The following is a 12,761-nucleotide window of genomic DNA, read 5'->3' as shown; positions in this document are numbered from 1 at the left end:
TCCCCCTCCCTTCCACCATAGACCAGTTTCGAACGTGCGTGCGACACATATGTTCGAATGCCTGCCGGGCGGATCCGGCAGGCATTCCGGGAACGTCAGGCCGTGGCGCTCGTGATCACCGCGAACGGGGCGCCGAACGGGTCGAGCAGCATCGCGAACCGCCCCACGCCCTCGCCGTCGGTGGCCGCGATGATGACGGTCGCGCCGAGCCCCTGGGCGCTCGCCACCGTGGCGTCGCAGTCCTCGACCTCGAAGTACGGGTGCCATTCGGAGGCCGAGCCGGCGTCCCGGTTCTCCTGCGGCAGCTCCATGAGGCCGCCGTGCATGGTCTGCTCGCCGCCGCCCGCCGGCCCGGCGATGGAGTAGACGATGCCGCCGCCCATGGGCATGTCCCGGGTCTCCCACGACAGGACGCTGCCGTAGAACGCCTTCGCGGCCGCGGCGTCGGTGGTGTACAGCTCGATCCAGCTGACGCTGCCGGGGCCGTTGACGCGCTCCAGGCCGTCGGTGTCGCCGGGTTCCCACACGGCGAAGTCGGCGCCCGCCGGGTCGGTGAAGGCGGCCATCCGGCCGGCCGTGAAGACCTGCGACGGCGGGACGCGGACGGAGCCGCCCGCCTGCTCGACGGACTTGGCGGTGGCGTCGGCGTCCACGGTGCGGAAGTACACCGTCCAGGCCGAGCTCGCGCCGTCCTCGGTCAGCGGGCCGGCCGCGCCCACGGTCTTGCCGTCCTTCTGGAAGAAGCCGTAGCCCCCGGCCTCCGGCCCCGCGGACTGGAACTGCCAGCCGAACAGGCCGGTGTAGAAGGCGACGGCCGCGTCGATGTCGGGGGTTCCCAGGTCGAGCCAGTTCAGCCCGCCCGGTACCTGTGTGGAGGTCAGCATTGAGGTGCTCCTGTCGCGTGCGTCGTCCGCCCCGGAACGACGGTCCCGGGAACCTTCCTCCAGCGTGGCAGCGGGCCCCTCCCCCCGACAGCCGGACGCCTCAGGTCAGGCACGGGTTCTAAGCCATTCGGCCCCGCACCGACTGCGTGAACGCGTAGTGCGGCAGAGCGTGGGGGCATGACTTTCGTCGACGAGGTGAAGAGCGCCGTCACCGTGCGGGCCGCCCTGCTGGTCATCGGCGTACTGGGCCTGACGGTCGCCTTCATCGCGTCCTATGCCGGCGCCTTCCACAGCCCGAAGCCGAAGGACATCCCCTTCGCCCTGGTCGCGCCCGCGCAGGTCAGCGGGCAGCTCGCGCAGCGGCTGGGCGCGCTGCCCGGCGGCCCGCTGGACGTACGGACGGCCAAGGACGAGGCCGACGCCACCCGGCAGTTGCGCGACCGCGGTGTCGACGGGGTCCTGGTCGTCGACCCGCGGGGCACCACCGACAGGCTGCTCGTGGCGAGCGGCGGCGGTGCCTCGCTCGCGCAGGCCGTGGAGGCGATCGCGACGGCGGCCGAGAAGGCGCAGCAGCGCACCGTGCAGGTGGTCGACGTCGCGCCCGCCGCCGCGGGCGACTCCCGCACCCTGTCCTCGTTCTACCTCGTCGTCGGCTGGTGCGTCGGCGGCTATCTGTGCTCCGCGATCCTGGCGATCAGCGCGGGTGCCCGGCCCGCCAACACCCACCGGGCGCTGATCCGGCTCGCGGTGCTCGCGGTGTACGCGATCGCCGCGGGACTGCTCGGCTCGCTCATCATCGGGCCGGTGCTCGGCGCGCTGCCGGGCAGCTACATCGGGCTCGCCGGGCTCGGCGCCCTCGTCGTGTTCGCGGTGGGCGCGACGACACTCGCCTTCCAGGGGCTCGCCGGGGTCGTCGGCATCGGCCTGGCGATCCTGGTCGTCGTCGTCCTCGGCAATCCGAGCGCGGGCGGCGCCTATCCGTATCCGCTGCTCCCGCCGTTCTGGCGGGCGATCGGGCCCTGGCTGCCGCCGGGCGCGGGCACCTGGGCGGCCCGCTCCATCGCCTACTTCAAGGGCGAGTCGATCAGCGGCCCGCTCCAGGTGCTCTCGATCTGGGCGCTGCTCGGCGCCGTCATCACCGTGGTCCTTGCCCGTCTCAACCGGGACCGCGATGAGAAGCCGGTGGGCGCATGAGCGTCCCGCGCCGCTCCGGTCCTGCCGAACAGGCCTTCTCCGTACGGCGGATGGAGCCGAGCGCGCAGGCCCAGCTCGGTCCGCTCGGCCTGACCGGGTTCATCGTGGTCACCGTCATCGCCACCGGCATCGACGCGGGGATCTTCCCCGAGAAGCTCTCGGCATCCGTGCTCCCGCTGGTCGGGTTCTTCATCGGGGGCCTGGCCCAGCTGCTCGCCGGGCTCTTCCAGGCCCAGCGCGGCGACACCTGGCACGCCACGGTCTTCGGCGGCTTCGGGGTGTTCTGGATGTCGAAGGCGCTGATGCTCCAGTGGGTGCTGCCGGGCCTGGATCCGCCGCTGCGCGGCGACGCGATGGGGCTCTTCACGCTGCCCTGGGTGTTCGTGGTGTTCGTCCTGTGGCTGGGCAGCTGGCGCATCCATCTGGCGCTGCTCTCGACCTTCACCTGCGTACTGGTCGTGTTCGTCGGGCTCGTCTGCATCGGCTTCACGGGCGAGGTGATCTGGACCCGGATCACCGGGTGGGCCGGTCTGTGCGCGGCGCTCGGGGCGACCTACCTCCTCGCGGGCCAGATCCTCGCCTCGACGTGGGGCCGCCCGGTCCTGCCGATGGGCCGCTTCCTCTCGCCGCCCGACCATCCGGAGACGTGAGGCGGGGCCGCCCCGGGTGGGACGGCCCCGCTTTCGAGAGGCCTACTTTCCGTAGTACGCCCGGGTCATGAGCTCCTTCATGTCGTCGATCATCGGCATCCGCGGGTTGGCCGGGGCGCACTGGTCGGCGTAGGCGTTCATCGCCTGGACCGGCAGGGCCTCGATGAAGGCGGTCTCGTCCACGCCCTCCTCCTGGAAGGAGGCGGGAATGCCGCACTTGGCGCGCAGTTCCTCGACGGCGCGGGCGTAGGACTCGACGCCCTCCTCGGGGGTCGCGGCCGGCAGGCCCAGCATCTTCGCGATCTCCTGGAAGCGCTCCGGGGCCCGGTAGACCTCGGCCTTCGGCCACGGGGTGGCCTTGCCCGAGACCTGGCCGTTGTGCCGGATGACGTGCGGCAGGAGCAGCGCGTTGGTGCGGCCGTGGGCGACGTGGAAGGTGTTGCCGAGCGTGTGCGCCATGGCGTGCACCAGGCCCAGGAAGGCGTTGGCGAAGGCCATGCCCGCCACGGTCGAGGCGTTGTGCATCTTCTCGCGGGCCTCGGGGTCGCCCGCACCGTCGACGACGCAGCGCTCCAGGTTCTCGAAGATCAGCTTGATGGCCTGGAGGCAGAGGCCGTCGGTGTAGTCGTTGGAGTAGACCGAGACGTACGCCTCGGTGGCGTGGGTCAGGGCGTCGAAGCCGGAGTCGGCGGTGACGGTGGCGGGCAGGCCCATCGGGAGCACCGGGTCGACGATCGCGACGTTCGGGGTCAGCGCGTAGTCGGCCAGCGGGTACTTCTGGGCGGCCTTCGGGTCGGAGATGACCGCGAACGGGGTGACCTCGCTGCCCGTTCCCGACGTGGTCGGGATGGCGACCAGCTGGGCCTTCTCGCCGAGCGCCGGGAACTTGTAGGCGCGCTTGCGGATGTCGAAGAACTTCTCCTTCGTGTCCGCGAATTCGATCTCCGGGTGCTCGTACATCAGCCACATGATCTTGGCCGCGTCCATGGCCGAGCCGCCGCCGAGCGCGACGATCGTGTCGGGCCGGAAGTCGCGCATCATCGCGGCGCCCGTCCGGACCGTCGCCAGTTCCGGGTTGGGCTCGACGTTGTCGATGACCTGGAGGACGACCGGGCCGGGGCGGGCCTGGAGGATGTCGCTGACCTTCTGGACGAAGCCGAGCCTGCCCATCGTCTTGTCGGTGACGATGGTGACCCGCTCCAGGCCGTCCATCTCGCCGAGGTAGCGGATGGAGTTGCGCTCGAAGTAGATCTTCGGCGGGACCTTGAACCATTGCATGTTGTTGTTGCGCCGTCCGATCCGCTTGATGTTGACCAGGTTGACCGCGGAGACGTTGTTGGACACCGAGTTGTGTCCGTAGCTGCCGCAGCCGAGGGTGAGGGAGGGCAGGAAGGCGTTGTAGACGTCGCCGATGCCGCCGAAGGTGGACGGCGCGTTCACGATCACGCGGATCGCCTTGACCCGCCGGCCGAACTCCTCGGCGAGCTCGTCGTCCTCGGTGTGGATGGCGGCGCTGTGGCCCAGGCCGTGGAACTCGACCATCTGCGCCGAGAGTTGGAGGCCGTGCTCGGTGGAGTCGGCCTTGAGGGCGGCCAGGACCGGGGACAGCTTCTCGCGGGTGAGCGGCTCGCCCTCGCCGACCTCCGCGCACTCGGCGAGCAGGATCGAGGTGGTCGCGGGCACCTCGAAGCCGGCCTGTTCGGCGATCCACTGCGGCGACCTGCCGACGACCGAGGCGTTCAGCTTGGCGCCCGCACAGTTGGCGGCGAACGCCGTGGTGTCGAAGACGAATTCCTCCAGCTTGGTCTTCTCGGCCGCGCTCAGGACGTACGCGCCGAGCCGCTCGAACTCCGCCAGGCCCCGCTCGTACACCTCCTTGTCGAGGATGACGGCCTGCTCGGAGGCGCAGATCATGCCGTGGTCGAAGGACTTCGACAGGACGATGTCGTGCACGGCCCGGCCGAGCTTGCCGCTCCTGGTGACGTACGCCGGAACGTTGCCCGCGCCGACGCCGAGGGCGGGCTTGCCGCACGAGTAGGCGGCCTTGACCATGGCGTTTCCGCCGGTGGCGAGGATGGTGGAGACGCCCTCGTGGTTCATCAGGAGCCCGGTGGCCTCCATCGACGGCTCGGCGATCCACTGCACACAGCCCTCGGGCGCCCCGGCCTCGATCGCCGCGTCCCGCACCACGCGGGCGGCCGCGGCCGAGCAGTTCTGCGCGGAGGGGTGGAAGGCGAAGACGATCGGGTTGCGGGTCTTCAGCGCGATCAGCGCCTTGAAGATGGTGGTCGAGGTGGGGTTGGTGACCGGGGTCATCGCGCAGATGACGCCCACCGGTTCGGCGATCTCAGTGATCCCGTTCAGCTCGTCGCGGCCGATGACGCCGGCGGTCTTCAGGCCGCGCATCGAGTTGACGACGTGCTCGCAGGCGAAGAGGTTCTTGACGGCCTTGTCCTCGAAGAGGCCGCGGCCGGTCTCCTCGACGGCGAGCCGGGCCAGTTCGCCGTGCTCGCTCAGCGCGGCCAGGGAGGCCTTCTTGACGATGTGGTCGACCTGCTCCTGGGTGAACGTCTCGAACCGGCCGAGCGCCGAAAGGGCCCCCCGCACCAGTCCGTCGACCATGACCTCGGCGGTCGTGACGTTCTCGGCGTTCTTGGCCTCCATGGCAGGAACTCCTTCTTGTCGAGCGCTACGAGCATTGCGAGCGTTTGCGATGCCTTTTCCGATGTCTCAATTCGACACCTGCGCACCGCGCTCGCGGGCCCGACAAAGCCCTGTTCCTGGGGGCCGAATGTCCCTTCAAGTGATCGGGTGTCATGCAAAACATGCCCTTGAGCTGGGCATGTGGGTGAGGACTTTAGACCCATGCGCGCTTGTGAAAACTTTCACAAGTTTTTCTGGGTGTCATTTCCTACGTCACCGATCTCCGAATGCGCCTGCGCCGGGGGCACTTCCGGCGTGGCCGGTGCCGTCGGCTCCGTCGGCAAGGGGGCGGCGCGTTCCAGGAACCTCAGGAGTTCCACCGGGAACGGAAGCACCAGCGTCGAGTTCTTCTCGGCGGCCACCGCCACCACGGTCTGCAACAGCCTCAGCTGGAGGGCGGCCGGCTGCTCCGACATCACGCCCGCCGCCTCGGCCAGCTTCTTCGAGGCCTGGAGCTCGGCGTCCGCGTTGATGACCCGGGCCCGCCGCTCACGGTCGGCCTCCGCCTGGCGGGCCATCGAGCGCTTCATCGTCTCCGGCAGCGACACGTCCTTGATCTCGACCCGGTCGATCTGCACGCCCCAGCCGATGGCCGGGCTGTCGATCATCAGCTCCAGGCCCTGGTTGAGCTTCTCCCGGTTGGACAGGAGGTCGTCGAGGTCGCTCTTGCCGATGATCGAGCGCAGCGAGGTCTGCGCCATCTGCGAGACCGCGAACTGGTAGTCCTCGACCTGGATGACCGCGTCCGCCGGGTCGATCACCTTGAAGTAGATCACCGCGTCCACCCGGACCGTGACGTTGTCCCGCGTGATGCCGTCCTGTGCGGGCACCGGCATCGTCACGATCTGCATGTTCACTTTCCGCAGCCGGTCGACGAACGGAAGGATCATCGTGAAGCCCGGCCCGCGCACCGAATCCGTCAGCTTGCCGAGCCGGAAGACCACTCCTCGCTCGTACTGTTTGACGACCCGCGCCGCCGCCATCGCATAGACGACACCGGCGGAACCCACGGCGATGCCCGCCGCCACCAGCTCCTCGACCATCACGGCCCCCAAGGGTCCGAATCGGACGTGTACCTCGACGGTAACTCCGCCGCTCTCCCAAGGGGAGACCCCGTCGGGCCCCCGCCGCGCGAGTAGGCTGCGGCCGCACGGGTGACGAGGCGGCGGTCAGAGCCCTGACCGGGTGAGGGGGCCACGGTGCGGGACCGGGTGCGCACGGCCGACGGGCGGATTCTCACGGTGGAACGGTTCGGGGACCCGCTGGGGAGCCCGGTGTTCCTGCTGCACGGCACACCCGGCAGCAGGCTCGGCCCCGCGCCCCGCAGCATGGTGCTCTACCACCGCCGCATGCAGGTCATCGCCTACGACCGGCCCGGCTACGGCGGCTCCGACCGGCTCAAGGGGCGCCGGGTCGCCGACGCGGCGCGGGACGTCGAGGCGATGGCGGACCGTTACGGGTTCGAACGCTTCGCGGTCGTCGGCCGCTCCGGGGGAGCCCCGCACGCGCTTGCCTGTGCCGCGCTGCTGCCCGAGCGGGTCACCCGGGCCGCCGCCCTGGTCACCCTCGCGCCGCCGGACGCCGAGGGGCTCGACTGGTTCGAGGGCATGGCCGCCTCCAACGTCCTCGCCTACACGACGGGCGTCGCCGACCCGGACGAGATGGCCGCGCACTTCATCGCGCGCTCGGCGCGCATCCGCGAGAACCCGGTGCAGCTCCTCGACGACCTGCGCAAAGAGCTCACCCACGCCGACCGCATGGTGGTCAGGGACGCCGGGGTCCGCTCGATGCTGCTGCGCAACTACCAGGAGGCGCTGAGGACTTCGGCGTACGGCTGGATCGACGACGCGCTCGCGTTCTGCAACCCGTGGGGGTTCGACCCGGCGACGATCCCCGGTGACGTCCTGCTGTGGCACGGCGAGCAGGACGTGTTCTCGCCCGTCGGCCACTACCACTGGCTCGCCGAGCGCATCCCGGGCGTGACGGCCGTCCTGGAACCGGCCGCCGCGCACTTCGACGCCCTGCACGCGCTGCCCCGAGTGCTGCGCTGGCTCATCGAGGAGTGAGCTCCCCCCGCCCTCGCCCTCACACCGCGAGTGGCTCCAAGTCCCGGTGCACGCGGCGCAGTTCGCGCACCGACCGCACGACGACGTGGTCCTCGCCGAGCAGCCGGGCGAGTTCCAGGAGCGCCTCCGAGCGCAGCCGCTGGGCCTCCTCGCGGCGCCCCAGGGCGTCCAGGGTCAGCGCCAGGTTCGCCGAGCACGCGAGCCGCTCGGGGTGGTGGCGGCCCAGCGTCTTGCCAAGCCCGGCGACCGCCGCCCGCTCGATCTCCAGGGCGTCGTGCAGCTCGCCGAGGTCCGCCTTCACATTGGCGAGGTTGACGGCCGCGAACAGGGTGTGCGGGTGCTCGGCGCCGAGCACCTCGCGCATCGTCGCGATCGCGCCCTCAAGGACCGCCCGGGCGGCCGGCAGCTCCCCGCAGCCCCACTGGTAGATGCCCAGGTTGTTGAGCGCGGCCAGGGTGTAGGGATGGCCGGGGCCCGGGTTCTTGCTGTACTCCTCGACCACCTCCCGCGCGGTGTCGCGGGCCGCCGCGCGCTCGCCCGCCGCGAACTGGTCGGCGGCCAGGTTGAGTTCGCAGGCCAGCGAGTCCGGGTTCACCGAGGTGTACTTGGCCCGGTAGCGGGAGCGGGCCGCCTGGGTGAGGCGCCGGGCGTCCTCGAAGCGGCCGGTCCTGCGCAGCGCCACCGACAGGCTCTTGGCGGCCGCGAGGGTGCCGGGGAAGGAGCGCCCGAGGCGCTGCTTGGAGATCGCGTACGTACGCGAGAGGAGCGTCACCGAGTCCTCGTACCGGCCGATCTCCCGCAGGTCGCGCGCCAGGCACATCGCGGAGGAGAGCGTGTAGGGGTGCTCCGGGCCCAGGACTTCGGTGCGCCGGTCGTACACGTCCTGGTCGAGCTCCCGGGCCCCCGCGTACCGGCCGGTCATGCGCCGGGTGAGGGCCAGGTTGTTGGCCGCGGCCAGCGTTCTCGGGTGCGAGTCGTCGAAGATCGTGCGGAAGCCGTCGTACGCCTCGGTCGCCAGGTCGATCGCCCGCTCGTACCGGCCGAGCGCGCCGAGGTCCATGGCCAGGGCGCTGGTGGTCATGTACGTGTGCGGGTGCGTGGGCCCGAGCGTGGCGCGCTGGCGCTCCAGGGTCTCCTCGTCCAGTTCCAGCGCTTCCGTGTAACGCCCTTGCGAGCGGCAGACGTTGGAGATGTGGAAGCGCAGGTAGAGGTACTGGATGTCGTTGCAGCCGAGCTCTTCCCGCCACTGTTCGCGCAGCTCTTCGCCGAGCGCGGAGGCCGCGGTGAACTCCCCGCGCTTCCACAGGTAACGCATCCGGTCGATCAGGAGCCTGCGGGGTTCGGGCTCGGTGCACCGGCGGGCCTCGGAGGGGCCGAGGTGCGGCCAGATGCCGGCGAACTGCGGCCAGGTCTCCGGGTTGTCGATCGGCTCGTCGCCGCCGGGGCGGGCGCCGGCCAGGATCCGGTGGACGGTGTGCTGCGCCTCGTGGCGCTCCGCCTCGGTCAGCTGCGAGCGGACCACGGCCTGGACGAGCCGGTGTACCTGGATGGAGCCTTCGACCGGGTCGACCTTGGCGAGCGCGAACCGGCCGATGTCCCGGATGACCCGGCCGAGCACCAGCTTCTCCTGGAGGGAGGGGTCGTACGGGGTGAGCGCGTCGATCATCTCCTTGCTGTAGAGGAGGCCGGCCCAGATCGGCTCGGGTGCGAAGAAGGCGCAGAGCTGGAGGAGCCGGACCGCGGCCGGGGAACGGTCCTTGAGGAGTTCGATGGAGACGTTCCAGGTGGCGCCGACCGGTTCGGGGTAGCCGACCGGCTGGTTGAGCGAGAGCACGCCGGCCGTCTGCTCGGCGAGCTGGTCGAGGTAGTCGGCGACGGGGGTCGCGGTCTCCGCGATCCAGGCGGCCGCCTGCTCGACGGCCAGCGGCAGGTCGCCGAGCGCGGCCGCGACCCGGTCCGCCTCGTCGACGGACAGGCCGGGCGCCCGCCGCCGGAGGTGCTCGACGGACTCCTCGCGCCGGAACACGTCGACGGGCAGCGCGTCGCCGTACTGCGACCAGTCCTGGTTGCGCGAGGTCACCAGGACGTGGCCGGGGCCGCCCTGGGGGATGAATCGTTTGAGCGCCTCGGGGTCGTCCGCGTTGTCGAAGACCAGCAGCCAGCGTTCGGTGGGCACCCCGCGCCGCAGCAGGTCGATGGCCTCGCGCGAGGCCACCCCGATGTCGTCGCCGCCCTGCCCGCCGAGGCGCCCGCCGAGTTCGGCGAGGCCCGCGGCCACGTCGCCGGCGCGGGCGCAGTTGATCCACCAGACCAGGTCGTAGTCGGCCATGAACCGGTGCGCGTATTCGAGCGCGACCTGTGTCTTGCCGACGCCGCCGAGTCCGTACAGGGTCTGCGGCTGCGGCAGGACGACCGCGAGGCCGCTGCCGAGCTGGTCGCGCATCCGCTCCAGGGCCTGGGAGCGGCCGGTGAACTCGGGGTTGCGCGGCGGCGCGTTCCAGATCCGCGGCACGGTGCCGGGGAACCTCGGGCCGCCGCTCTGCCCGCCGCTCTGGCCCGGCCGGTCCAGGGCGCGCAGCAGGGCCTCGGTGGCGTGCGCCTGGTCGAGCCGGAACAGGTCCACGGGGTTGCGGTCCAGGTAGGCGCCCGGCAGGCGTACGTCGTCGACGCGCAGCGAGAGCATCGTGCGGCGGAGCCCGGTGGGGTCGGCGGAGGCCGCGGCCTGCCAAATACCCATCGCCCGGGCCGACTTGAGGTAGGCGGCCGAGAGCACCACCACGGTCCGCCCGTTGTCGGTGGGCTCGGTGCGTTCGGGCGCCGGGTCGGAGACGTCGCGCGGATGGACCCGGAACCCGGCCCGGCTCAGGACCGCCTCGATCCAGTCGGCCCACATCCGGTTCTCGGCCGCGTACGACAGGTGGACGTCGACGGCCTGTGCGGGGCGGCGGCGGGTGAAGGCCTCCTTGATCCGCAGCCGGGCCTCGTCGCCCACGCCCGGCATGGAGGTGACCTCGCCGTCGGTGATGACCGCGGTGAGCCGTTCGAAGGCGGAGAGCAGCGAGTTGGAGAGCCCGGCCTCGTCGCCGAAGGTCGCGAGCGACTCCTCGTACGCGTAGTAGGGGCGGTACGGGATCTCCACCGAGCCCCAGTACGCGGCGAGCCGGTCGCCCGCGAGCCCGGCGGGGAAGCCGTCGAACTTGAGCCGGGCCAGGGCCCGTCCGGCGTCCGCCTTCTCCTTCTCGCCCTCGTCGATGCGCATGGGGACGGGCAGCACGCGGATGCTGCGGGCGCCGTAGCCCTCGGCGATCTGGCGGGCGACGGCCGCGGCGCCGTCGATGGACTGGTCGCTGAGGGTGAAGCAGTCGACGAGGACGTCGGGCAGGTGGACGGTGCAGATGTCGGCGACGTCGCTGAGCCCGGTGCGGCTGTCGATCAGGACGTAGTCGTAGTTGGCCTTCATGTCGGCCTGGAGGGCGTCGAAGAAGGTGCCGCCGCCGAGCCGGCCGTAGAGGTTGTCCCAGTCGAAGGTGGACACCGTCGCGGAGTACTCGCGGTTCTGCCGGCCCGCCGACACGAAGTCGAGGGTGCCGCCGTCGGGGAACTGCCAGCCCAGGTGGTCCGGCACCAGCGACACCGCGTGCGGCTGGATGCGGGCGTACGCCAAGTGCCAGTCCCCGTCGCGGTGTTCGGGGTTGGTGGCGGCCCAGGCGTAGTCGGTGACCAGGTCGATGACGCCGGTGGTGGCGCCGAGCGTGGCCGGGTCGAGGAAGGGGTGGAAGAAGCGGTGCAGGCCCGGTGCCTCCAGGTCCCAGTCCACCGCGAGCACCCGCTTGCCGTTCGCGGCGAGGATCAGGGCGGTGTTGGCGAGCGCCATGGTGCGCCCTGTGCCGCCCTTGTACGAGTAGAACGTGACGACATGTCCGTCACGGCTGGCTGTCATCCGTGTCCTCCACATCGGGTGCCCCATCGAGCGCGTCGTGCGGTTGTACGGTGCGGTGCCCGGCCTCGGGGCCGTTGTCCATCGGGCCGATCAGGCGCGGCCGCCGGCGGGGTGCGGGGCCGGCCGGGGGGTGGGCCGGGGCGTGTCTCAGGTACTGCTGGGCGGCCGCCTCGACCACGTGCGGCAGCAGTTCCTCGAAGGCGTCGATGGACTCCACGCCCTGGGCCGCGGCCCGGCAGGCGGGCCGCCCGTGGTTCGCTCTGTTGGGCAGCGTAGCCGCCGTGCGGGCGGTGAGCTCGTCGGCCGCGGCCCGGCTCTGCGGGTCGTCCCGGTTCCACGGGACCACCACGCCGACCCAGGGCCGGTTCGCGGCGTCGAGGGCCGCGAGCCGGGCGCGCCGCTTCTCGTCCCGGAGCGCCCAGCGGTCGACGAGCAGGATCTCGGGCCGGCTCGGGGGCCCGTTCTCCTCGCCCGGCGGGCTCTCCTCGTCGAAGCAGGCCACGGTGGGACGGTAGTTGAGCGAGCCCGCGATGTCCTCGGCGACCAGCGCCAACGGCCGCCGCGTGTCCGGGTGGTAGGGGTTCCAGTCGAGCGGGCTCTCCCCGTAGTAGACGCCGTCGCGCCCCTCGGGGAGCTCGTCGCGGGTGGGGGCGGCGACGGTGACCCGCAGCGGGCGGGGCCCCGCGGCGGTGCCGAAGGCGCTGGGGAGCGTGCGGCGGTCGAGGGGGCGGCCGGGGCCGACGCGGCCGGCGAGGGCCGCCGCGACGATGTGCTGGGCGAGGCAGTGCACCGCCCGCCGGTACTCCTCGGCGAACAGCCGGAGTTTGATGAGACCGTAGAGCCCGTCGATGGCGTACCGCTCCCCCAGGTCGCGGTGATCGAACCTCAACTGCTCGGCGGGCAGCGGTAGTTGGCGAGGCGGTACGGGTATCCACAGCGCGGGCACGATGGCGTCGGCGGGCCGGTTGGTGGCGGCCCGTTGGCGGATGGCGCGCTGCGCGAAGGCGTACCACTCCTTGCCGCACCACTCGCTCGCGAAGTAGCGGGGCGAGAAGAGCGGCACGAACACCCGGCAGGAGGCGAGGCTGCGGCCGAGCTGTTCGGACCAGCCGGCGCCGGGGCGCGGCCCGCGGTCCATGAAGCCGGGGGGTGTGCCGGCGGGCAGCGCGGTCAGCTCCGCCACGTCCTGGCAGAGGTCCTCGAAGAGCCGTCCCACCCACATGTCGGGGTCGGGTCCGCCCCCGCCGCGCCCCCCGGCGGGGGCGTAACTGAGAAAGAAGTACGGCCCGTCGGGCACGGGACCCTCACCGTCCTTCCCGGTCAT

Annotated in this window: 8 protein-coding genes; 3 read left to right on the top strand and 5 right to left on the bottom strand. The window is 71.5% G+C overall.

Going from position 1 to position 12,761, the window contains the following annotated elements; genetic code table 11:
- Positions 1-95 precede the first annotated feature (95 nt).
- On the bottom strand, positions 96-884 hold the full coding sequence (locus OHA17_RS31060; protein ID WP_406509273.1) for a VOC family protein: 789 nt from the start codon (positions 882-884) through the stop codon (positions 96-98).
- A gap of 177 nt (positions 885-1,061) precedes the next feature.
- Here OHA17_RS31060 and OHA17_RS31055 point away from each other — a divergent pair, with 177 nt between their 5' ends.
- Both OHA17_RS31055 and OHA17_RS31050 read left to right on the top strand, forming a co-directional pair.
- Positions 1,062-2,078, top strand: coding sequence for a DUF3533 domain-containing protein (locus OHA17_RS31055; protein WP_406509272.1), 1,017 nt, complete (start codon positions 1,062-1,064; stop codon positions 2,076-2,078).
- Positions 2,075-2,728, top strand: coding sequence for an acetate uptake transporter (locus OHA17_RS31050; protein ID WP_406509271.1), 654 nt, complete (start codon positions 2,075-2,077; stop codon positions 2,726-2,728). Before OHA17_RS31055 ends, OHA17_RS31050 begins: the two co-directional genes overlap by 4 nt.
- Before the next feature lie 42 nt (positions 2,729-2,770).
- Here OHA17_RS31050 and adhE read toward each other — a convergent pair whose 3' ends face one another.
- Positions 2,771-5,392: a bifunctional acetaldehyde-CoA/alcohol dehydrogenase gene (gene adhE / locus OHA17_RS31045; RefSeq protein WP_406509270.1), complete on the bottom strand. Its 2,622-nt coding sequence runs from the start codon at positions 5,390-5,392 to the stop codon at positions 2,771-2,773.
- Positions 5,393-5,613: 221 nt separating this feature from the next.
- Positions 5,614-6,474, bottom strand: coding sequence for an SPFH domain-containing protein (locus OHA17_RS31040; protein ID WP_406510859.1), 861 nt, complete (start codon positions 6,472-6,474; stop codon positions 5,614-5,616).
- Positions 6,475-6,630: 156 nt separating this feature from the next.
- Between OHA17_RS31040 and OHA17_RS31035 the strand changes: the two genes are divergently transcribed.
- Positions 6,631-7,497: an alpha/beta fold hydrolase gene (locus tag OHA17_RS31035; protein WP_398879673.1), complete on the top strand. Its 867-nt coding sequence runs from the start codon at positions 6,631-6,633 to the stop codon at positions 7,495-7,497.
- Between the two features lie 19 nt (positions 7,498-7,516).
- On the opposite strand, the gene fxsT is transcribed toward OHA17_RS31035, so the two are convergent.
- Positions 7,517-11,437 carry an FxSxx-COOH system tetratricopeptide repeat protein gene (gene fxsT, locus OHA17_RS31030; protein ID WP_406509269.1) on the bottom strand — a complete coding sequence of 1,307 codons (3,921 nt, stop codon included), beginning with the start codon at positions 11,435-11,437 and terminating at the stop codon, positions 7,517-7,519.
- On the bottom strand, positions 11,421-12,761 hold the full coding sequence (fsxC, locus tag OHA17_RS31025; RefSeq protein WP_406509268.1) for an FxsC protein: 1,341 nt from the start codon (positions 12,759-12,761) through the stop codon (positions 11,421-11,423). Before fsxC ends, fxsT begins: the two co-directional genes overlap by 17 nt.

It is taken from the genome of Streptomyces sp. NBC_00212 (assembly GCF_045206365.1).
In the GTDB taxonomy this organism is placed as follows: Bacteria; Actinomycetota; Actinomycetes; order Streptomycetales; family Streptomycetaceae; genus Streptomyces.
The sequence above is the reverse complement of the archived record's forward strand: the minus strand, read 5'-3'. Positions and strand labels throughout refer to the sequence as shown.

Coding starts and splice junctions, on each gene's coding strand:
- OHA17_RS31060 (WP_406509273.1), bottom strand. CDS start 884: ATGCTGACCTCCACACAGGTACCGGGCGGGCTGAACTGGCTCGACCTG.
- OHA17_RS31055 (WP_406509272.1), top strand. CDS start 1,062: ATGACTTTCGTCGACGAGGTGAAGAGCGCCGTCACCGTGCGGGCCGCC.
- OHA17_RS31050 (WP_406509271.1), top strand. CDS start 2,075: ATGAGCGTCCCGCGCCGCTCCGGTCCTGCCGAACAGGCCTTCTCCGTA.
- adhE (WP_406509270.1), bottom strand. CDS start 5,392: ATGGAGGCCAAGAACGCCGAGAACGTCACGACCGCCGAGGTCATGGTC.
- OHA17_RS31040 (WP_406510859.1), bottom strand. CDS start 6,474: ATGGTCGAGGAGCTGGTGGCGGCGGGCATCGCCGTGGGTTCCGCCGGT.
- fxsT (WP_406509269.1), bottom strand. CDS start 11,437: ATGACAGCCAGCCGTGACGGACATGTCGTCACGTTCTACTCGTACAAG.
- fsxC (WP_406509268.1), bottom strand. CDS start 12,761: ATGACCGGGAAGGACGGTGAGGGTCCCGTGCCCGACGGGCCGTACTTC.